A 20845-nucleotide genomic window follows, 5' to 3' on the forward strand; every position below is an offset into this window, starting at 1 on the left:
CGAGAGGGGACCCGCCCGTGCCTTCGAAACGACTACTCGCCGCAGTACTGACCCTGGCTGCCGTCGCAGCCGGCACCACTGCCGCAACGGCGGCACCAGTGTTGACCACGACCAACCCGGTCACGTCCAGCTTCGCGGACACGTTCGCCGACCCGTCGATCATCCAGGGCCGGGACGGCTACTGGTACGCGTACGCCACCTCCGACCCACTCGTGGCGAACGGCCCGTTCGGCCTGATGCACATGGCGCGGACCAAGGACTTCAGCTCCTGGGAGTACCTCGGCAACGTCTTCAACGACCAGACGAAACCGTCGTGGGCCGCACCGGGCTCGTTCTTCTGGGCACCGGACATCCGGTACTTCGACGGCCACTACGTCATGTACTTCACCGTCACGGACACCACCGCCAACCCCGGCGGCGATCCCGCGATCGGTGTCGCCACCGCGCCGACCCCGGCCGGCCCGTGGACCGCTGGTGACGGTCCGGTGGTCGCGCCGCGTCCGGATGGCGCGGGTGGGTACCTCGGGACGATCGACCCTGCGATGCTGACCGCCGCGGACGGCAAGCGGTACCTGTACTACGGCGGCTTCTACGGCGGCATCTCCGTCACCGAACTGAGCGCCGACGGCATGCACGCCGTCGGCAGCCCGACGCAGGTCACGATCGGCGACCGGTACGAGGGCTCGTACGTCGTCTACCGCGACGGCTGGTACTACTTCATGGGCTCATCGATGAACTGCTGTGCCGGACCCACCACCGGGTACTCCGTCTTCGCCGGGCGGTCGCGCTCGCCGCGCGGACCGTTCCTGGATGCGGACGGCGCGGCGCTGACCGACTCTCGCGTCGGCGGTACGACGGTGATGACGCAGAACGGCAACCGGTGGATCGGGCCGGGGCACCACGCGTTCATCACCGACGCGGCCGGGCAGGACCACATCGTGTACCACGCGATCGACCGGAACAAGCCGTGGCTGACCGACCCGTTCGGGATCAACCGCCGGCCGATGCTGATCGACCGCATCAACTGGATCAACGGCTGGCCACGCACCAACGCCGGCGCCGGCCCGTCCGAAGGTCCCGTCCCCGCCCCGGCCACCGGCTCCGCGTTGGGCATCGATTCCACTGACCCGTCCGGTGGCCTGCTGGGCGCCACCCGTCAACCAGGCGACACCCTCGGCGGCCCCACCGCCGCCATCACCACCGCCGCCCAAACCCGCGAGGCTGCCCCAGGCGGATCCCTCCGCGTGGAAGCGGATGTCCGCCTGGGCACTTCCTTCACCACAGTTCTGGGTCATCAGGTGGTGACTACTGTGGCGAACAATCGGCTGACGGTGACGGTGGGTCGGCGTACCTCGTCGGTGAATCTGCCGGCGGACTTCGACCGCACCCAGTGGAACAAGCTGTCGGTGCAAGTCTCCGAATCAACCGTGACAGCACGACTGAACGACGCCGGCCTGGGAGATGTCTACGGGGAGGCGAGCCTGACTGTGCCTGGGCTGGAGCTCAGGTCTGCGCCGGTGCGGTGGTTGGGGTCGGCCGAGGTGGACAACCTGACGGTGCGGTCGGTCGCGAAGCCTGTCACGAAGATGGTCGCTGTCCCGCGGACGGGGAAGTTGCTCACCGGCGACGACTTCAACGGGCCACTCGGACCGGACTGGTCCTGGGTGCGTCAGGACGACAAGGTGACTGTTGCCGACGGCAAGTTGTCGTGGCCGTTGGAGAACGCCGACATGACCGGCTCCTCGAACAACGCCGGACTGCTGTTCCACAGCATCCCTTCCGGCGACAGTTGGATCGCGGAGACCAAGCTGCATCTCGACACCGGGCAGGGTGACGTCCGCAACTACCAGCAGGCCGGGATGATCGCGTACCTCAACGACGACGACTTCGCGCGGCTCGGCAACGTCGCGATCTGGAAGACACGCCAGACGGAGTACGGACGCGAGCTCGTCGCTCGCCCGTCCGACGGCGCCACGTCGTACGGCGCGGCCGCGATCGGGCGCTCGGCGCCGACGTTGTGGATGCGGCTCGCGTACCACAAGAACGCCGCGGGCGAGCACGTGTACCGCGCCGGTACGTCGGTCGACGGCAAGAACTGGACGTGGGGCGCCGCGTGGGTGCTGCCGTCGGCGGCGAAGATCGGCATCTACGCGCACGGCGAGTTCACCGGCGCGAACCCGCCACCGGTCGCGACCTTCGACTACCTGAACTTCTACGAGAGCCGATAATGCGATTCTCCAACCCGGTGTACGACGGCAGCTTTGCCGATCCGCAGATCATTGCGGTCGGCAACGAGTACTACGCGTTCGCGACGAACGGACCGCTCGGCAACGTGCAGACACTGACGTCCCGCGACCTGGTGTCGTGGGAGCCGGTCGGCGACGCGCTGCCGTCGTTGCCGAGTTGGACGGCGCCAGGACGGGTGTGGGCACCCGAGGTCGCGGCGCACGCCCCCGACCGATACGTCATGTACTACACGTCCCGCGACGTCGCCGCCGATCGGCAGGCGGTCGGCGTCGCGGAGGCGTCCGCGCCCGAAGGTCCATATGTCGACAAATCGATGAATCCGTTCATCAGTCAGGTGGACGAGGGCGGCTCGATCGACGCCTCCCCGTTCCAGGACTCGACCGGCCGGCGCTGGCTGTACTGGAAGAACGACGGCAACGCGATCGGCGTCGACACCTGGATCTACGTCTCCGAGCTGTCCCCGGAGGGCCTGTCACTGATCGGCCCGAGGCACCGGCTGATCAAGCAGGACCTCCCATGGGAGGGCAACCTGGTCGAGGCGCCGTACATGGTGGAACGCAACGGCAAGTTCCACCTGTTCTACTCCGCCAACGCCTTCGACAAAGCCGACTACGCCGTCGGCCACGCCCTCTGTGAATCCCCCACCGGCCCCTGCGTGAAATCCGGCGCCCCCATCCTCACCAGCTCCCCGGACGCAGCAGGCCCCGGCCACAACATGGTCCTGGGCAACTGGTTCGTCTACCACGCCTGGGACCCGGCACAGCCAGGCACCGACCCCAAAGGCCGCACCATGTGGCTCTCCCACCTCACCTGGCCCAACAACCACCCCGTCGTCCAACAACCAACCCGATCAATGACCTCTGAGGACCTTGGTGAGGATGGTTAGGGCTTGGTGGAGGGCTTTGGGGGTGGGGGTGGCGTAGCCGATGACCAGGCCTGGGGGGCCTGGGGTGGTGCGGCGGTATTCGGAGAGGGGGGCTATGACGACGCCTGCTTCTCGGGCCGTGGCTGCGAGTTTGCGGTCGTCGATGGTGTCGGGGAGGACGAGGGTGACGTGCAGGCCGGCGTCCTGGCCGATGACTTGGCCGTAGGGGGACAGGGTTTCGACGGTGTGGGTGCGGCGTTCTGCGTAGAGGCGGCGGCTGCGGCGGACGGCTCGGTCGAGGTAGCCGTCTTGGAGCATGGCCAGGAGGGCCGCTTGCATCGGCCAGGCGGGCCAGTCGCCGGAGTTGGCGCGGAAGGTCGCGAGGCGGTCGACCATCGGTTCGGAGGCGACCAGCCAGCCGAGGCGGAGCGCGGGACTGAGCGTCTTCGAGAGCGTGCCCAGGTGGACGACCCGGTCCAGGTCGAGGTGCGCGAGTGCGGGCAGCGGCGCCACGTCGTACCGGAACTCGCTGTCGTAGTCGTCCTCGATCAGCAGGCTGTCCGTGCGTCGCGCCCAGCGGACCAGTTCGTTGCGTCGGGCAACAGGTAGCCGGCCACCGAGCGGATACTGGTGCGACGGCGTGACGTAGACCGCGGCCGCGTCGTCGGGCAGGGCCCCGACCTGCAGCCCGTCTTCGTCGACCGGTACGTCGACGATCTCGAGCTGATGGTCGCGGGCGGCGATGACCGCGTTCAGGTACCCGGGATCCTCGATCGCGATCCGGTCGCCGCGCTCGCGGGTGACCGTGAACAGCAGCCGCAGTCCGTGCACGGTCCCGTTCGTGACGAGTACGTTCTCCGGGCCGCAGGCGATCCCGCGGACCCGGGCGACGTGGTCCGCGAGCGCGGCGCGGAGCGCGGGCAGCCCGGCGGCATCGTCATACCCACGCGGTGGCGACTGCGTCGACACCACCCGCCACGCGCGCCGCCACCCCGGGTCGGGCGTCGGCGGGATGAACGGAATCCCCGGCCGCAACGTGAGCAGGTCCGCGTCCGGATCCGACCGGTGTTCCCCACGACGTCGTACGGCGGGTTGCAGCGGCGCCACGTCCGTGATGAACGTCCCCGCGCCCGTCCGGCCCTCGATCCATCCTTCCGCGTGCAACTGGTCGTACGCCGCCTGCGTCACCGACCGCGACACCGACAGCTCCCGGGCGAGGTCCCGCGTCGACGGCAGCCGATGACCCGCCTGCAGCCGCCCGTCCAGCACAGCCGCGCGGTACTGCTCGGCCAACTGCAGATGCAGCGGCACCCCGGAGCCCCGGTCGATCGTCAGCGGCAGTGAACTCTGCACGCAGACTAGGATCTCAGCATGGTGATGGCCGCGGAGGACGTGTCTCGCTTCGAGCAGTCCCGGCATCGGCTCGAGGCCATCGCGTACCGGATGCTCGGTTCTGCCGCCGAGGCCGAGGACGCCGTCCAGGAGACGTTCCTGCGCTGGCAGGCCGCCGACGTCGAGCGGATCGACGTACCCGAGGCCTGGCTGACCAAGGTGCTGACCAACCTCTGCCTCAACCAGTTGACGTCCGCCCGCGCGCGGCGGGAGACGTACGTCGGCCAGTGGCTGCCCGAACCGCTGCTCGACGGCGACCCGATGCTCGGCCCGGCCGACACCGTGGAACAGCGCGAGTCGGTGTCGTACACCGTGATGACGCTGATGGAGCGCCTCACGCCGAACGAGCGCGCCGTCTACGTCCTGCGGGAGGCGTTCGACTACCCGCACCGCGAGATAGCCGAGATCCTCGAGCTGACCGAGTCGGCCAGCCAGCAACTGTTCCACCGCGCCAAACAGCATCTGGCCGAAGGTCGCGCCCGGACCGAGGTCGACGCGGCCGTCGCCCGGCGGATCGTCGACGAGTTCATCGCCGCCGCGACCAGCGGGCAGACCGACTCGATCGTGCGGCTGCTGACCGCCGACGCGGTCTCGATCGGCGACGGCGGCGGCAAGGTGCCGGCCCGGACCAGCGCGATCGAGGGTGCGCTCCAGGTCGCCCGGTTCCTCCGCGGCCTGTTCAAGCCGAGCGAGGCCAAGCGCCTGTACGTCGGCGGTACGGCGGACGTCTACGCCTGGCCCGTCAACGGCGAACCGTCGCTCGTGGTGCTGGCGAACGGCGAGGTCATCGGGGTGATGTGCCTCGAGGTCACCGCCGACGGCATCACCTCGGTCCGCACCCAGGCGAACCCGGACAAACTGGCCCGGGCGACCGAACTGTTCGCCGCCTCCGACCACGGAGAGCCGCTGCTGACGATCCTGTGAGCTGCTTCACACCAAGACCTGTCATGAAACCGCGGTCTGCCCGGTTCAAAGGGCAACACCGCAACAGACAGGAGCACTGATATGAAGCACCGCATCGTCGTCCTCGGCGCCGGGTACGCCGGAGCCGTCGCCGCCGGCCGCCTCGCCGCCCGGCTGTACCGCGACGAGGTCGCGATCACGCTGGTCAACGCCGAGCCGGACTTCGTCGAGCGGGTCCGGATGCACGAGCTGGCCACCGGGCGGGACCTCAAGCCGCGGCCGTACGACGAACTGTTCGCCGGCACCGGCGTCGAGCTGAAGGTCACCAAGGTCACAGGGGTGGACGTGGACCGCAAGACGGTCGCGCTCGAAGCCGAGGAGCTCGAGTACGACACGCTCGTCTACGCGCTCGGCAGCGGCTGGAACTCGCAGGGCGTCCCGGGCGCGGCCGAGCACGCGTACCAGATCGCGAGCCGCCCGGGCGCTCTCCGGCTGCGGGAGAAGCTGGCGTCGCTGACGGCCGGACAGAGCGTGACTGTGGTCGGTGGCGGTCTCACCGGCGTCGAGTTCGTGACCGAGCTGGCCGAGTCGCGGCCGGACCTCGACGTCGCGCTGGTCGTCCGCGGCGAGCTGGGTGACTGGCTGTCGGCGGGCGGACGCCGGCACCTGCGGAAGGTCTTCGACCGGCTGCGCATCACCGTGCACGAGAACGCCGCGGTCACGCGGGTCGACGAGGAGAAGGTGACGACCGACGGCGGCATGATCCCGGCGGCGGTGACGGTCTGGACGGCCGGGTTCGCCGTACACCCGATCGTGCGGACGACTTCGCTCGAGGTCAGTGACACCGGGCGGATCGTGGTCGACGAGACGATGCGGTCGGTCTCGCACCCGGACGTCTACGCGATCGGCGACGCGGCGTACGCGATGGGCTCGAAGAACAAGCCGCTGCGGATGTCCTGCGCGTCCGGCCAGCCGATGGCGTGGCAGGCGGCCGACTCGATCGCGGCCCGGCTGACCGGTGGCAAGCTCCCGCACGCGCCGCTCGCGTACTTCAACCAGTGCATCTCGCTGGGCCGCAAGGACGGGCTGATCCAGTACGTGACCAGCGACGACCGCGCTGTCAACGCGACCCTGACCGGCCGGATCGCCGCCGTCTACAAGGAGCTGATCTGCAAGGGCGCCGCCTGGGGTGTCGCGAAGCCGACCCTCGGCCTGCCGGTCCGGCGCCGCCACGTGGTCCGCCCCGCCGTCCCGCTGCACGAATGGACTAGCTGATTCGTACCGCAATGGCCCGTGCCGCCAGGCCACTGCGCGGCGAACCTGGGTACATGACCAGATTGCAGCCGACCGCCCGGACGTCCCTCCGCCGCTCGAAGGAACGCGCCGCCACCGATCGCCAGGCGTTGTACGACGTGTTGCTCGACGGCATGTTCTGCCACCTCGGCGTGGTCGTCGACGGCGACCCGGTCGTACTGCCGACGGCGTACGGCGTGGACCTCGAGCGCGGGGTGGACGGGACGCTGTACCTGCACGGCTCGGTCGCCGCCCGCAGCATGGTGGCCGCGCCGCACCGGACGGTCTGCGTCACGATCACCCACGCCGACGGGCTGGTGCTGGCGCGGTCCGCGTTCCACCACTCGGTAAACTACCGGTCCGCGGTGATCTTCGGCGTACCGCGGCTCGTCACCGACCCGGAGGAGAAACTGCACGGCCTCAACCGGATCGTCGACCACCTGGTCCCCGGCCGGTCGACCGCGGTACGCCCGCCCAACCGGAAGGAGCTGGCGAAGACGTCCGTACTGGCTCTCTCGCTGACCGAAGCCTCGGTGAAGACCCGCTCCGGCGCCGCCAGCGACGACGAGGAAGACCTCGACCTGCCGTACTGGACCGGCGTCATCCCGCTGCACGTCGTCGCCGGCGAACCTGAGAACAACCCCGACTGTGACCTGCTCGTCCCCGCCCACGTCCGCACCCGCGCCAACCTGCTGGGTGCACCCAGCTAGGCGACGGTGCCCTTGTTGTAGTTCTTCTGGGCCCAGAGGTAGCCGACGATCGCGATCACCACGCACCACGCCGCGGCGAGCCAGCCGTTGGCGTTGTCCAGCGGCGTTCCCAGCAGCAGGTGCCGCAGGGTGTCGATGATCGGAGTGAACGGCTGGTACCGCGCGAACCAGCGGATGCCGCTCGGCATCGCGTCCAGCGGGATGAACGTGTTGCTCAGGAACGGCAGCAGCAGGCTGATCGGCAGTACGACGTTGCTCGCGGCCTCAGGTGTCTTGCTGGTCAGCCCGAGCGCGATCGCGAACCAGGTCAGGCCGAAGGTCAGCGCGATCATCAGCACCGCCGCCAGCAGCCAGTCGACGACGGACGCGTCCGGGCGGAAGCCGATCAGGATCGCGAATCCGACGACCAGCGCCAGGCTGACGATCGTCACCAGCACGTTGCCGAGCACGTGCCCGGTCAGTACGGCGGGCCGGAAGATCGCCATCGTCCGGAACCGGGCGACGATCCCCTCGGTCATGTCCATGCAGACCGCGACCGCGGGCGACATCGTCCCGGACGCGATCGACATCAGCAGGATCCCCGGGGTGAGGAAGTTGATGTACTCGCCCCGCCCGACGCCGCCGAGGCCGTGCGCGAAGGTGTTGCCGAAGACCAGACCGAACAGCAGGATCATGATCACCGGCATCCCGAGGGCGCCGAGGGACAGGCCCGGGTACCGCTGGGCGTGCCGCAGCGTGCGGCGGAGCATGGTCGAAGTGTCCTGGAGTGCGTAGCTCATGATGCGGTCACCGTTTCGTTGGGCTTGGTGGGCTTGGCGGGCTGACCGGTGACGGCGAAGAACACGTCGTCGAGGTCAGGGGTGTGGACAGTGAGTTCGTCGACCTCGAGCGAGGCGTCGTCGATCCGGGCCAGCAGGTCGCGCAGCGCGTGCACGCTGCCGTCGTTCGGTACCTGCAGCACCAGCGCTTCGTGGTCCGGTACGGCGCTCGGCAGCACCTGGGCCGCGAGTGCGAGCTCGTCAGGCGAGGTGAACCGGAGCCGGATGTGGCCGCCCGGGGCGAGCCGCTTCAGTTCTTCCGCCGTACCTTGGGCGACGAGCCGGCCGTGATCGAGGACCGCGATCCGGTCGGCCAGCTGGTCGGCCTCTTCGAGGTACTGCGTGGTGAGCAGGACCGTGACGCCGCCGGCGACCAGGTCGCGGATCATCGTCCACATGCTGTGCCGGCTGCGCGGGTCCAGACCCGTGGTCGGTTCGTCCAGGAAGATGATCCGCGGGCGGCCGACCAGCGTCATCGCGAGGTCGAGCCGGCGCTTCATGCCGCCGGAGTACGTCATCGCCAGTTTCTTGCCGGCGTCGGTGAGGTCGAACTGTTCGAGCAGTTCGTCCGCCCGGCGGCGGGCCTGCTGCTTGCCGAGGTGGTACAGGTCGGCCATCAGGATCAGGTTCTCCCGGCCGGTCATCAGGCCGTCGACTGCGGAGAACTGGCCGGTGACACCGATCGCGGCGCGGACCGCTTCCGGGTCCTGCCGCAGGTCGTGCCCGGCCACCCGGATCTCACCGGCATCCGCGGTGGCCAGGGTGGACAGGATGCGGACCACGGTGGTCTTGCCGGCGCCGTTCGGTCCGAGCAGGGCAAAGATGGTGCCTTCGGCAACGTTCAGGTCGATGCCGTCGAGCACGAGTTTGTCGCCGTAGGACTTGCGCAGTCCGCGGACGTCGATCGCTGGTGACATGAGGAGTCCTTTTTCGGGCAGGGGGAACCGGCCCATTGGCTCGATGGGTGAATTCGGGCGTGCCTGACCGCCCGGGCGCTCAGCTGGGGGCGTCCGGTGGTCCGGCTTCAGTTAGATGTCGAGGTCTTCGACGGCCGGTTGTTCGGCGGCTTCCTCGACCAGTTCGTAGAGGTCTTCCGGGATGAGTGCGCGAAGCTCCTCGACGGTGTCCACGACGTACAGCGTGGCTTCGCCCTGCGCCATGCTCCAGGACTGGTCGGAGCTCCAGTTGCCGACCCAGGAGCGCCAGCCGGTCAGGTACCGCTCGTCGTCGGCGCCTTGCTTGAACTGGTTGCGCCGGTCGGCGTGCAGGACGAACTTGCCGGTGCGGCTCCGGTACACCTGGAAGGCCTCGTACCCGGTGCTGCTGGAGCGACCGCCCTCGGCGAGCAGTACGCCGGAGAACCGCTGCTTGCGGCCGGTGCCCCGGCCCACCCGCACGGTGATCTCGTCGTACCCCTCGAGCCGGCCCTCCTCCATCTCGACGTACTTCCGCAGTGCGATCGAGATCGCCGAGGACAGGTTCCCGGCGATCTCCTGAGCGCGCTTGTACAGCGGCAGGTCGTCGTCGGACACGTAGATCGTCTTGTTCGGCATACGCAGAACTATACGCAGACGTCTCCGCATATGTCTACGTAGAGATGTACGTAGATACGCGGGCCTGCCGGGCCCGGACGATCATCAGGACGCTGGCCAGCACTCCGGTGGCGCCGAGGACGATGAGACGGGTGTCCCCTTTCCACAGCCCGAACGTCAACCAGCAGGACAGCTCGCCGAACACCAGCCCCCAGGTGCCGATCGAGATCCCGGTCGGCCGGGCGGTGCGATAGGCCGTCCACAGCGAAGGCGTTACCTGGACGATCGAGGCCGCGGCCAGCAGGGTGCCGAGTGCGATGCGGCCGCCGAGGACCGTGGCAACGATCAGCAGTGCGCACCACGTCGCGATCGGGGCGATCGCGCGGCGGTTCAGGGCGCCGCGGCGCAGCAGCAGGACCGAGAGCGTGCCGGCCAGCGTGGCCGCGGCGGTCGAGGGCAGGCTTGCGGTCCAGTAGCCCGAGGCCATGAAGTAGCCGAACCAGGCGGCGTTGTTGATGCTGGTCAGCGTTGCCCAGGACCAGGACACTCCCGCGGTGTCGCCGGTGCGCCGCAGTTTGACGATCTGCGGCAGGTACTGCGGAATGCCGAAGCAGGCGGCGACCAGAGGCAGGAAATCGAGCATGACGCAAGATTACGTCTGATCGATCGAAAGAATCGTGCGAATTCCTGCCGATAATGGTCGCGCGGCGATAGGATTCTTGCTGTGGATGCCATCGACCGACAGATCCTTGCCGTGCTCCAGACCGAGGGCCGGCTGACGGTGACCGAGTTGGCTCAGCGGGTCGGGCTGAGCGCGGCGCCGTGTCATCGCCGGCTACGGGAGCTCGAGAAGGCCGGAGTGATCCGTGGGTACCGCGCTCTCGTCGACGGAGCGGCAGTCGGGCACGGGTTCGAGGTGCTGCTCGCGGTGACGATCGACCGGGAGACATCGGTGGCGGGCTTCGAGAGCGGGCTCGCGGAGATCCCTGAGGTGGTGCACGCGGAGCGGCTGTTCGGCGAGCCCGACTACTTCGTGCGCGTGGCGACGGCGGACCTCGGCGCGTTCCAGAAGCTCCGGGACGAACGGCTCGCGCGGTTGCCCGGCGTACTGCGCCTGACCTCGACGATCGTGATGAAGAAGATCGTGGACAACCGGCCGCTGCCGACGTGAACGGTGTGGAAACTCAGTTCTTCAAACCTGAGTTATCCACAGATCCGGGCGGGTTTTGGGCGGTTTCCGTGGAAAACTGTGGCTGAAGCTGGGGATTACTTCCCGAAATCGGTGTGCACACCTGGGGATACGGGTGTGGATAACTCCTCAGACCCACTGGGTGGAGACGACGAAGCCGACGGCGATCAGGCCCATGCCGATCAGCAGGTTCCAGTTGCCGAGGTCCTTCATCACCGGGACGTCCTGGCCGGCAACGTAGAAGACGACCAGCCAGGCGAGGCCGAGCAGCCAACACGCCAGCATCAGCGGCGCGACCCAGACACGCGACTGGGGACGGGGCTTCTTCGGCGTCTTCTCCGCCTTGACCTTCTCGGTCTTCTTCTTGTTGCGACTGCTCGACTCGGGCACGACGGAACTCCTTGTAAGGACGCATAAGCTAACCGCTGACGTTCGGTGCGGGTTAGCGTAGTGCAGAGACCAATGTAGGGATCACGGGTGCGTAGGTTCAGGCGGATTTCGTTGTGGCGCGCGGGCGCGCCGCTGGCGCTGATGTGTGCCGGTCTGCTGTTCGCGACCAGCGCCACCAACGCCCGGGGTACCGACCTGCGTCCCAGCCGCAACACTACGCTCGCGGGTCTCGTCGAGGAACAGAGCCGGCGCAGCGCCAGCCTGGTCAAGCAGCACGCCGCGCTGACCCACGACATCGAGGCGCTGCAGGCACAGCAGGGATCGATCGACCCGAAGCTGGCCAAGCAGTTCGAGGACCTGTCCGAACAGGTCGGCACCCGCCCGGTCGTCGGCCCCGGCCTCACCGTGACACTGCGGGATGCACCACCCGAGGTGGTCAAGGACAACCCGGACGTCGACGAGAACTGGCTGGTCATCCACCAGCAGGACATCCAGGCCGTGGTGAACGCGCTCTGGGCCGGCGGCGCCGAGGCGATGACGATCCAGAACCAGCGGGTCATCTCCACCACCGGGATCAAGTGCGTCGGCAACTCCGTCGTACTCCACGGCGTCCCGTACCTCCCGCCGTACAAGATCACCGCGATCGGCGACCGGCGGAAGCTGCAGAAGGCACTCAACGACTCGCAGTACATCCAGAACCTGCAGGACTACGTCGTGCGGTTCCAGCTCGGGTACGACGTGAAGAACGAGTCGTCCGTCCAGCTGCCGGCCTACGAGGGCACCCTGGACCTGCAGACCGCGACCGTCCCGGGCTTCCCGCACACGCCCTCGGTCAGCCCGTCCGTGACTGGAAGATAGCTGTCACAATGGACCGCATGCCGCGGATCCTCGTCGTCGACAACTACGACTCCTTCGTCTACAACCTGGTGCAGTACCTGCAGCAACTGCAGGCCGACACCACCGTGCTGCGCAACGACGAAGTGACCCCCTGGCAGGCCGCCGAGTACGACGGGGTGCTGCTCTCCCCCGGCCCGGGCACGCCGGAAGAAGCCGGCGCCTGCGTCGACATCGTGAAGGAAGCGGGCGGGAAGGTCCCGATCTTCGGGGTCTGCCTCGGCCTGCAGGCGATCGGCGTCGCGTACGGCGGCGTCGTCGGCCGCGCGGACGAGCTGCTGCACGGCAAGACCAGCCAGGTGTTCCACGACGGCGCCGGTGTGCTGTCCGGCCTCCCGTCACCGTTCACCGCGACCCGGTACCACTCGCTCGCGATCGCCCAGGACAGCGTCCCGGACGTCCTCGAGGTGACCGCGCGGACCGAGGCCGGCGTGATCATGGCCGCCCGGCACCGCGAACTCCCGGTCGAGGGCGTGCAGTTCCACCCTGAGTCCGTGCTCACCGAGGGCGGCCACCGGATGCTCGCGAACTGGCTGACACTGTGCGGCGACCCGGACGCGGTCGCCAAGTCGGCCGGCCTCGCACCGGTCGTCAGCTGATCCCAGAACCGAAGAACCCCCTCGAAGCGGTGGCTTCGAGGGGGTTCTGGCTGTTCGGGATCAGCCGCCCGGCAGGGTGATGGTCGGCGTGGTCGGATCGGTCGGGTCGGGCGTCGGTGAGGACGGCGGCGGCGTCGGCTGGTTCTGGTGGTTGTTCACGGTCAGCGTGATCAGCGTGCCCTTCGGCGCCTTGGTCCCGGCCTGCACGCTCTGCTTGACGACCGTCCCGTCGGGCGCGTTCGGGTCGTCGACCGAGGCGTACCCGACCCGGAAGCCGGCGTCGGTCAGCGTCTTGGTCGCGTCGTCGGCGATCTGGGTGACGACGTTCGGTACGTCGACGTTCACCACGCCGCTCGACACCGTCAGGGTGAACTCGGTGCCCGGCGGGTAGGTGCCGCCCGGGTCCGGGCTGACCGCGATCACGGTGCCCTTCTTCTGGTCGCTGTCCGCCTCGATCGACTGGTCCTTGACCTTGAACTGGCCCTTGGCGTCCTCGATCGCCTTGCGCGCCTTGGACTCGCTCAGGCCGATCACGTCCGGTACGCCGTACGCGTTCTGGCCGGCCGAGACGACCACGGTGACCGTGGAACCCTTCTGCGCCTGGGTGCCCGCGTCCGGCGTCTGCCGGATGATCAGGCCCTTGCCGACCGAGTCGCTCTTCTCCGACGAGGTCTTGATCTGCAGGCCCTGCGCGGTCAGCAGTTGGGTCGCGTCCGGCACCGACTTGTTGGAGACGTCGGGCACGCTGACGGTCGCCGGCGGCGTGTTGGACGACGTCGCGCCACCACTGGAGTTGTTGTCGTTGTTGAGCTTCGAGAACAGCGCGTACGCACCGATGGCGACCGCGACGATCGCGAGCCCGAGCAGGAAGTACGCCAGGCCGCGGTTGCGGCGGGAGCGATCGTCCGGCAGGTCCTCGAGGTCGTCACCGCCGGGCGGCAGCAGGTCGTTCCCGCCGGTCGGCCGGAACTGCTGGGTGGCAGCGGCCGGCGCGATCGCGGTCGGCTGCATCGCCCGGGTCTCCGCGACCGCGGCCATCGGTGCGGTCACCTGCTGACCGGCCAGCACCCGGTGGATGTCGGCCCGCATCTCGGACGCGCTCTGGTACCGCTCCTCGCGGTTCTTCGCCAGCGCCTTGAGCACGACGGCGTCGACCTCCGGCGGGATCTCCGGGTCGAACGACGACGGCGGCAGCGGCTGCTCCCGGACGTGCTGGTACGCCACCGACACCGGGGACTCGCCGACGAACGGCGGCCGGCCGGTGAGCAGTTCGTACAGCAGACAGCCGGTCGAGTACAGGTCGGAACGCGCGTCCACGGTCTCGCCGCGGGCCTGCTCGGGCGACAGGTACTGCGCGGTGCCGATCACGGCCGCGGTCTGGGTCATCGTGGAGGACGTGTCGGCGACCGCCCGGGCGATGCCGAAGTCCATCACCTTGACCTGACCCTGCGGGGTCAGCATCACGTTCCCGGGCTTGATGTCGCGGTGCACGATGCCGGCCCGGTGGCTGTAGTCGAGCGCCTCGAGCACGCCGGAGGTGATCTCCAGCGCCCGCTCCGGCATGATCTTGCGGCCCTCGCGGATCAGGTCACGCAGCGTCTTGCCGGTGACGAGCTCCATCACGATGTACGGGATCGTGACGCCGGAGCCGTTCGGGTCCGGCTCCTCGCCGGTGTCGTAGACCGAGACGATCGTCGGGTGGTTCAGCGACGCGGCCGACTGGGCCTCGCGCCGGAACCGGGCCTGGAACGTGGCGTCGCTGGCCAGGTCCACCCGCAGCCGCTTGATCGCGACGCTCCGGCCGAGCCGGTTGTCGACGCCCCTGCGGACCTCGGCCATGCCGCCGCGGCCGAGCGGTTCGCCTTCTTCGTACCGGCCGCCGACGAGACGTGCCTGCGATGTCATGACCCAGCCTTCCAACCAGTCCGGAAAAACAAACTCAACTTGCCCACCGTAGCGATCGCCACACCTGGGTCCCCGTTGGAAAGACGCCCTGTCATCGCATCATTCCGTATCGTGCTCATTGGCCCAGCACCGCCTCCATCACCTTCTTGGCGATCGGAGCGGCCAGGGTGCCGCCGGCCACGTCGGTGCGCGGGACGTTCGCGTCCTCGATCAGCACCGCGACCGCGACCTTCGGGTCGTCCGCCGGTGCGAAGGCGGTGAACCAGGCGAACGGCGGGCGGTCCTTCGACGTCTGCGCCGTACCGGTCTTGCCGGCCACCTGGACCCCGCTGATCCGGCCCGGCTTGCCGGTGCCGTTGTTCACCACGTCGACCATCATCGCGGTCAGCTGGCTCGCGACCTCCGGCGTGACCGCCTGGTGCAGCGACTCCGGCTTGGTCTCGGAGACCGTCTTCAGGTCCGGGGTCTTCACGTTCTCGACCAGGTACGGCTTCATCACGTTGCCCTTGTTCGCGATCCCGGCCGCGACCATCGCCATCTGCAGCGGCGTGGCCTGGACGTCGAACTGGCCGATCGCGGACTGCGCGGTCTGCGGCTCGTTCGGGTCACCGGGGAACTGGCTGGTGGCGACGGCCGGCAGCTCGGTCAGCGGCCGGGCGCCGAAGCCGAACTTGGCGGCCTGCGCGTTCAGCGCGTCCGCGCCGAGGGCCATGCCGACCGTGCCGAAGGCGGTGTTGCACGAGTAGCGCAGCGCGATCGTCAGCGTCGCGCTGTTGCTGCCGCCGCAGTTCCTGCCGTCCTCGTTCACCAGCGGAACCGTGGTCTGCGGGAGCGGCAGCTCGGCCGGTGAGTTCACCTTGCTCTCCGGCGTGTACTTGCCGCTGGACAGTGCGGCCGCGGCGGTGACCAGCTTGAACGTCGAGCCCGGCGGATACAGCTCCTGGACCGCGCGGTTCGACAGCGGCTTGTTCTTGTCCGCGTTGAGGCTCTTCCAGGCCGCGGACACCTTGTCGGTGTCGTGCGAGGCGAGCTGGTTCGGGTCGTACGACGGCCGCGTGGCCATCGCGAGGATCCGCCCGGTCTTCGGCTCGATCGCGACCACCGCACCGGTCTTCCCGGCCAGGCCGTCGTACGCCGCCTGCTGGGCCGCCGCGTTCAGCGTCAGGGTCACGCTGCCGCCCTGCTGCGGGCGGTTGCTGATCACGTCGATGATCCGCCGGAACGCCATCGACGGGTCCGACCCGTTCAGCTCCGAGTTCATCGTCAGCTCGATGCCGCCGCGTCCGTACAGGTAGGAGTAGAAGCCGGTCACCGGTGCGTACACCGGGCCGGACGCGTACTTGCGCTGGTACTTGAACCGGTCGTTCGACGGGTCGCTCTTCGCGACCGGCGTACTGCCGATCAGGATCGGGCCGCGGTTCACCGAGAACTGCGAGTCCCGGACCCGGTTGTTGTCGTTGCGGCCGTTGATCTCGCTCGCGCGGAAGGCCTGCAGGTACGTCGAGTTGGCCATCAGCGCGAGCATCAGGATGATCGCCGCCACGGCCAGTCGTCGGATCGCCGAGTTCATGCCTTCTGCACCGCCATCGCGATCGTCTCGTCGGAAACCGGGGCGGCCGGCGTCTGCGGCCTCCGGGCCTGGTCGCTGATCCGCAGGAGCAGCGCGATGATCGCCCAGTTCGCGACCAGCGACGTACCGCCGAGGGCCATGAACGGCGTGGTCAGACCGGTCAGCGGGATCAGCGCGGTGACACCGCCGACGATCACGAACACCTGCAGTGCGAACGACATCGCCAGACCGGTGGCGACCAGCTTGCCGAAGATGTCCCGGCAGCCGAGTGCGGTCCGCAGGCCGCGCTCGATGATCAGCGTGTAGACGAGCAGGATCGCGATCAGCCCGGTCAGGCCGAGCTCCTCGGCGAACGACGAGATGATCATGTCGCTCTGCGCGAACAGCGTGGCCTCCGGGTGGCCCTGGCCGAGACCGCGGCCCAGGACACCGCCCCACGCCTGCCCCATCAGGCCGAGTTTGATCTGGCCGCCGTCGATCGCCCACGGGTCCAGCCAGTCGGTGATCCGGCGGTGCACGTGGCCGAACGTGGCGTACGCGAAGTACGCACCGCCGGCGAACAGCAGGCCACCGATGAGCAACCAGCCGGCCCGCTCGGTGGACACGTACAGCAGGAACAGGAACAGGCCGAAGAACAGCAGCGACGAACCGAGGTCGCTCTCGAACACCAGGACACCCAGGCTGACCGCCCAGGCGATGCCGATCGGGCCGAGGTCGCGGGCCCGCGGCAGGTCCAGGCCGAGGAACCGGTGCCCGGCGAGCGTCAGCACGTCGCGTTTCACCACGAGATAGCCGGCGAAGAACACGACCAGACAGATCTTCGCGAACTCCCCTGGCTGGAACGACATGCCGGCCAGCCGGATCCAGATTCGGGCGCCGTTGAGGTTCACGCCGAGGCCGGGGATCAACGGCAGGACGAGCAGTACGAGACCGGCCAGGCCGGCGGTGTAGGTGAGTGCCTGCAGGCGACGGTGGTCCCGGATCACCAGGATCACGACCAGGAACAGTACGACGCCGACGGCGGTCCAGGTGATCTGCTGCGGCGCGGCCGGGGCCTTCGGAGCCTTGCCGCGCGCCTCCGCCAGAAGCGCCAGGCCGAGGTCGATCCGGTGGATCATCGCGACGCCGAGACCGTTCAGGAGGACGGCGCACGGCAGCAGCACCGGGTCGGCGTACGGCGCCCGGTACCGGAGCGCGAGGTGCGCGATCAGTGCGAGCAGCCCCATGCCGGCGGCGTAGTACCCGGTGCTGGCCGGGACGGAGTTCTGGACCGTGAGGCCGATGTTGACGTACGCGCCGACCGCGACCGCGACGGCGATCACGAGCAGCAGCAACTCCACCCCACGCCGGGTACGCGGGATGATCTGGATTACGGACGTCGACGCGATGCTCATCGGACCCCGTCACAGTTGTCGGGATCGACCGGCGCGCTCGGCGTCGTCGTCGGAGTCGTGACCGGAGCTGTGGACGGCTTCGGCGGGGTCTTCACCGGTGGCTTCGAAGCAGGAACCGTGGTCGATGGCTTCACCGTCGGCTTGGGTGTCGGCGTCGGGGTCGGCTTGGTCTTCGCGGCGCACTGGGCAGCAGTTTGCTCCAGCGTCGCGACGATCGATCGCGCTCCGGCCAGGTTGTCCGCCTGGATGTTGCCCTCCACCTGTTCACGGCTGTACGTCGGGAGCTTGTCAACCTGCAGCGACTGCCGCTCGTACACCTTCGACAGCGACAATCCGGGCAGGTCCGCCTCGACGCCCTTGAAGATCGCCACGTAGTCGCCGTCAGTGCCGACGTAGTACTGCTTCTGGGTCCAGCTGTAGCCGAACCAGGCGCCGCCGATGATCAGCCCGAGGATCACCACGAGTACGGCGATCCGCCGCGGCCACGGGAACCGCTTGGGCGGGCGGGGGGCGTACCGCAGCTCTTCGGGGTCGACCGAGCCGCCGTGGCCATCGCCACCGCCGTGCCCGTCAGCACCGGCGCGGACCGCGACCGTCGGCTCGGGGCGACCGGTACTGCCCTGGGCCAGCTCGGCGGCCGCGCCGACCAGCTGCGGCTGGGTGCCGCTCGCGGGCGCGGTCTCGACCACGTCCGCGACGACACAGGTGACGTTGTCGTTGGACCCGGCCTCGAGCGCGTGCGTGATCAGGTCGACGACGACGGAGTCCGGCGTACCGGAAGCCATCGAGGCGGCGATCACGTCGTCGCTCACGTAGTCGGGCAGGCCGTCGCTGCACAGCATCAGCCGGTCACCGGCCCGGACGTCGAGGATCTGCAGGTCCGGATCGGAGTCCGGGCGGCCGTCCAGGACCCGGAGGATCAGGTTCCGGTGCGGGTGGGTGAAGGCCTCCTCCTGGGAGATCCGGCCCTCGTCGACCAGCGACTGCACGAACGTGTGGTCGTGGCTCAGCTGCTGCAGTTGCCCGTCGCGCAGCCGGTACGCACGGGAGTCGCCGAGATGCGCCAGCCCGAGCTGCCGGCCGTCGAACATCAGCGCGGTGACCGTCGATCCCATGCCCTCGCGCTCGGGGTCCTCCTCGACCAGCTCGGACAGCCGCTCGTTCGCGCGGTGCACGGCGCCGGCCAGCGCCTCGATCATGTCCTCGCCGCCGATGTCGGCGGTGTCCAGCCGGCGGATCACCTGCACCGCCGCCGCGCTGGCCACCTCACCGGCGGCCGCGCCGCCCATCCCGTCGGCGAGCAGCAGCAGGTGCGGACCGGCGTACGCCGAGTCCTCGTTGTTGCGGCGGACACGGCCGACGTCGGAAAGGGTTGCGTAGTCGAGCGACAGGGTCATCGGGGCAGGCCTACTTCGCGATGTTCAGCGTCGTCCGGCCGATCCGGATCGATCCGCCGATCTCGGCCGGGACCGGGCGGGTGACCCGCTGACCGTCCAGGTACGTGCCGTTGGTGGAACCGAGGTCCTCGACCCACCACTGGCCCTCGGACTGGAACAACCGGGCGTGCCGGGTCGAGGAGTAGTCGTCGTCCAGCCGGATCTGGCAGTCCGACCCGCGGCCGATGATCACCGGCTCGTCGACCAGCGACGCACCGACCCCGGCCTGCGGCCCGTCCGCGATGGTCAGCGACCCGGGCAGGCCCTTGCGCTTCTTCACCGGCTTCGGCGGCTTCGGGGTCCGGGAGTTCTGCTGTGCGACCGCGGCCGCGGCCCGGCTGTCCACCTTGGCGCCGAACAGGTCGGACCTGATCACGGACAGCACCGCGAGGACGAACATCCACAACAGGGCCAGGAACCCCAGTTTGATCAGGGTCAGGGTCAGTTCCGACATGGAAGGACAATCACCACCCGCTGCTCGGCGGCTGGGCCATCGGCTCGTCCGCCAGACGCAGCGTCATCGTCGTGTTGCCGATCCGGACGGTGGAACCGTCGGTCAGCTCGGCCTCGGTGGACCGACGGCCGTTCACCAGCGTGCCGTTGGTGGAACCGAGGTCGACCAGCACCACGCGGATGCCGCCAGGACCCTCGGGCATCAGCCGGATCTCGGCATGCCGGCGGGAGACGCCCGGGTCGTTGATCTGGATGTCCGCGTCGGTACCGCGGCCGAGCACCACCCCGGGAGGGTTGACCGGACGGCGGCGGCCGTTCACCTCGAGCATCACCTGCGGGTGGCCGCGGCGCGGCGCCGGCTGGGCCGGCGGCTGCTGGTACTGCGGAACGACCGGCGGCGGGTTCGGCGGCACGTAGGGCTCCTGCTCGTAGGGCTGGGGCTCGAAGGGCGCGGGCTCGGGCTGCTGGTACTGGGCCGGGCGTCGCTGTGGCGTTCCGAGCGTCTCACTGACCACCCGGAACTTACCGGTCGGGAGGTCGTCCTGCTGGACCAGCTCGATGTCGATCGGCCCGGAGAAGGTGTACCGCTGGATGTCGGCGTGGTCGCGGAGCTCGTTGGCCAGCTCGTGGTTGAGGGTCCGGCCGTACGCGTTCAGCCGCTCGAAGTCGTCCGGTCCCAGCTCGATGGTGAAGTGGTTCGGCACCAGCCGGCGGTCCCGGGAGAGGATCCGCGCGGTGTTGTCGATCTCACGCTTGAGTGCCGCGGCCAGCTCGATCGGCTCGACATCACCCTTGAAAGCGCGCGCGAAGACACCGCTGACAATGCCTTCCAGGCGTCGCTCGAAGCGCTGTAGCGGTCGCACGCCTCCTCCTCCACGGTCGGTACGCCATCCGTCGTCCACCGGTCAGACGGACACACCGGGTACGACGATCGATCGTATCGGGAGGTTCGACCGAACCCGCAATGTGAAGCACCGGTCGAACCCGTGCTACTGTTCCTTCTCGTCGCCAGGAGATCATCTCAGGCGGCAGCGCGCGGGTGGCGGAATAGGCAGACGCGCACGGTTCAGGTCCGTGTGCCCGAAAGGGCGTGGGGGTTCAACTCCCCCCTCGCGCACAGACAAAGTCCCGGTCGATCCGACCGGGACTTTTGCTTTTCCCGGGGCCTTTTCCCGGGCAGATTTCCTCCTTTCGGAGGAGTTGCTCACCTGCGGGACGCGGCCCGCTCCGGGTGGGTCGGGCGGGGGAGTCTGAG

At 68.9% G+C, this 20845-nt stretch carries 20 protein-coding genes and 1 tRNA gene; 9 read left to right on the forward strand and 12 right to left on the reverse strand.

Annotated features, from left to right (window positions below; translation table 11 throughout):
• Positions 1 to 17: 17 nt before the first annotated feature.
• Positions 18 to 2228 carry a family 43 glycosylhydrolase gene (locus FB475_RS15835; protein WP_238332169.1) on the forward strand — a complete coding sequence of 737 codons (2211 nt, stop codon included), beginning with the start codon at positions 18 to 20 and terminating at the stop codon, positions 2226 to 2228.
• Complete coding sequence (locus tag FB475_RS15840; protein ID WP_141856735.1) at positions 2228 to 3133, forward strand: glycoside hydrolase family 43 protein; 906 nt, start codon at positions 2228 to 2230, stop codon at positions 3131 to 3133. The genes FB475_RS15835 and FB475_RS15840 overlap by 1 nt, the downstream gene beginning before the upstream one ends.
• On the opposite strand, the gene pdxR is transcribed toward FB475_RS15840, so the two are convergent.
• A complete protein-coding gene (gene pdxR / locus FB475_RS15845; protein WP_141856737.1) occupies positions 3098 to 4465 on the reverse strand; it encodes a MocR-like pyridoxine biosynthesis transcription factor PdxR in 1368 nt (455 codons plus the stop codon). The two genes, FB475_RS15840 and pdxR, sit on opposite strands and share 36 nt — an antisense overlap.
• Positions 4466 to 4483: 18 nt before the next feature.
• Between pdxR and FB475_RS15850 the strand changes: the two genes are divergently transcribed.
• The 3 genes from FB475_RS15850 to FB475_RS15860 all read left to right on the forward strand — a co-directional run bounded on the left by FB475_RS15850 (position 4484) and on the right by FB475_RS15860 (position 7410).
• Entirely contained in the window at positions 4484 to 5428 is a 945-nt protein-coding gene (locus FB475_RS15850; RefSeq protein ID WP_141856739.1) for an RNA polymerase sigma-70 factor, read from the forward strand.
• A gap of 81 nt (positions 5429 to 5509) precedes the next feature.
• Positions 5510 to 6682 (forward strand): NAD(P)/FAD-dependent oxidoreductase, encoded by a 1173-nt coding sequence (locus FB475_RS15855; RefSeq protein ID WP_141856741.1) that lies wholly within the window; start codon positions 5510 to 5512, stop codon positions 6680 to 6682.
• A 53-nt stretch (positions 6683 to 6735) separates the two neighbouring features.
• Positions 6736 to 7410, forward strand: a complete 675-nt coding sequence (locus FB475_RS15860; protein ID WP_141856743.1) for a pyridoxamine 5'-phosphate oxidase family protein — start codon at positions 6736 to 6738, stop codon at positions 7408 to 7410.
• Here FB475_RS15860 and FB475_RS15865 read toward each other — a convergent pair.
• From FB475_RS15865 to FB475_RS15880, 4 genes are all read right to left on the reverse strand, one after another.
• Positions 7407 to 8189 carry an ABC transporter permease gene (locus tag FB475_RS15865; RefSeq protein WP_141856745.1) on the reverse strand — a complete coding sequence of 261 codons (783 nt, stop codon included), beginning with the start codon at positions 8187 to 8189 and terminating at the stop codon, positions 7407 to 7409. The genes FB475_RS15860 and FB475_RS15865 overlap by 4 nt on opposite strands.
• Positions 8186 to 9145, reverse strand: a complete 960-nt coding sequence (locus tag FB475_RS15870) for an ATP-binding cassette domain-containing protein (RefSeq protein WP_141856747.1) — start codon at positions 9143 to 9145, stop codon at positions 8186 to 8188. The genes FB475_RS15865 and FB475_RS15870 overlap by 4 nt, the downstream gene beginning before the upstream one ends.
• 111 nt (positions 9146 to 9256) lie before the next feature.
• Positions 9257 to 9781 carry an EXLDI protein gene (locus FB475_RS15875; RefSeq protein ID WP_141856749.1) on the reverse strand — a complete coding sequence of 175 codons (525 nt, stop codon included), beginning with the start codon at positions 9779 to 9781 and terminating at the stop codon, positions 9257 to 9259.
• Positions 9782 to 9815: 34 nt separating this feature from the next.
• On the reverse strand, positions 9816 to 10403 hold the full coding sequence (locus FB475_RS15880; RefSeq protein WP_141856751.1) for a PQ-loop domain-containing transporter: 588 nt from the start codon (positions 10401 to 10403) through the stop codon (positions 9816 to 9818).
• 81 nt (positions 10404 to 10484) lie between these two features.
• Between FB475_RS15880 and FB475_RS15885 the strand changes: the two genes are divergently transcribed.
• Positions 10485 to 10931, forward strand: a complete 447-nt coding sequence (locus FB475_RS15885; protein ID WP_141856753.1) for an Lrp/AsnC family transcriptional regulator — start codon at positions 10485 to 10487, stop codon at positions 10929 to 10931.
• Between the two features lie 147 nt (positions 10932 to 11078).
• Here the strand turns inward: FB475_RS15885 and FB475_RS15890 are convergent, their stop codons facing one another.
• Positions 11079 to 11339, reverse strand: coding sequence for a cell division protein CrgA (locus FB475_RS15890; protein WP_141856755.1), 261 nt, complete (start codon positions 11337 to 11339; stop codon positions 11079 to 11081).
• A gap of 87 nt (positions 11340 to 11426) precedes the next feature.
• Between FB475_RS15890 and FB475_RS15895 the strand changes: the two genes are divergently transcribed.
• Together FB475_RS15895 and FB475_RS15900 are read left to right on the forward strand one after the other, a co-directional pair.
• Positions 11427 to 12197: a DUF881 domain-containing protein gene (locus tag FB475_RS15895; protein WP_141856757.1), complete on the forward strand. Its 771-nt coding sequence runs from the start codon at positions 11427 to 11429 to the stop codon at positions 12195 to 12197.
• Between the two features lie 17 nt (positions 12198 to 12214).
• Positions 12215 to 12832 carry an aminodeoxychorismate/anthranilate synthase component II gene (locus FB475_RS15900; RefSeq protein ID WP_141856759.1) on the forward strand — a complete coding sequence of 206 codons (618 nt, stop codon included), beginning with the start codon at positions 12215 to 12217 and terminating at the stop codon, positions 12830 to 12832.
• A gap of 60 nt (positions 12833 to 12892) precedes the next feature.
• Here the strand turns inward: FB475_RS15900 and pknB are convergent, their stop codons facing one another.
• The 6 genes from pknB to FB475_RS38110 form a co-directional block, all read right to left on the reverse strand.
• Positions 12893 to 14737 carry a Stk1 family PASTA domain-containing Ser/Thr kinase gene (pknB, locus tag FB475_RS15905; RefSeq protein WP_141856761.1) on the reverse strand — a complete coding sequence of 615 codons (1845 nt, stop codon included), beginning with the start codon at positions 14735 to 14737 and terminating at the stop codon, positions 12893 to 12895.
• A gap of 115 nt (positions 14738 to 14852) precedes the next feature.
• Entirely contained in the window at positions 14853 to 16307 is a 1455-nt protein-coding gene (locus tag FB475_RS15910; RefSeq protein ID WP_141856763.1) for a peptidoglycan D,D-transpeptidase FtsI family protein, read from the reverse strand.
• Entirely contained in the window at positions 16304 to 17701 is a 1398-nt protein-coding gene (locus tag FB475_RS15915; protein ID WP_141856765.1) for an FtsW/RodA/SpoVE family cell cycle protein, read from the reverse strand. Before FB475_RS15915 ends, FB475_RS15910 begins: the two co-directional genes overlap by 4 nt.
• Positions 17698 to 19098, reverse strand: a complete 1401-nt coding sequence (locus tag FB475_RS15920) for a PP2C family protein-serine/threonine phosphatase (RefSeq protein ID WP_141856767.1) — start codon at positions 19096 to 19098, stop codon at positions 17698 to 17700. Before FB475_RS15920 ends, FB475_RS15915 begins: the two co-directional genes overlap by 4 nt.
• A gap of 10 nt (positions 19099 to 19108) precedes the next feature.
• Positions 19109 to 19591: an FHA domain-containing protein FhaB/FipA gene (locus FB475_RS15925; protein ID WP_141856769.1), complete on the reverse strand. Its 483-nt coding sequence runs from the start codon at positions 19589 to 19591 to the stop codon at positions 19109 to 19111.
• Between the two features lie 10 nt (positions 19592 to 19601).
• Complete coding sequence (locus tag FB475_RS38110; protein ID WP_141856771.1) at positions 19602 to 20453, reverse strand: FhaA domain-containing protein; 852 nt, start codon at positions 20451 to 20453, stop codon at positions 19602 to 19604.
• A 170-nt stretch (positions 20454 to 20623) separates the two neighbouring features.
• On the opposite strand from FB475_RS38110, the gene FB475_RS15935 reads away from it, so the two are divergent.
• A tRNA-Leu gene (locus tag FB475_RS15935) sits at positions 20624 to 20707 on the forward strand.
• The last annotated feature ends 138 nt before the right edge of the window (positions 20708 to 20845 follow it).

Source organism: Kribbella jejuensis (assembly GCF_006715085.1).
In the GTDB taxonomy this organism is placed as follows: Bacteria; Actinomycetota; Actinomycetes; order Propionibacteriales; family Kribbellaceae; genus Kribbella; species Kribbella jejuensis.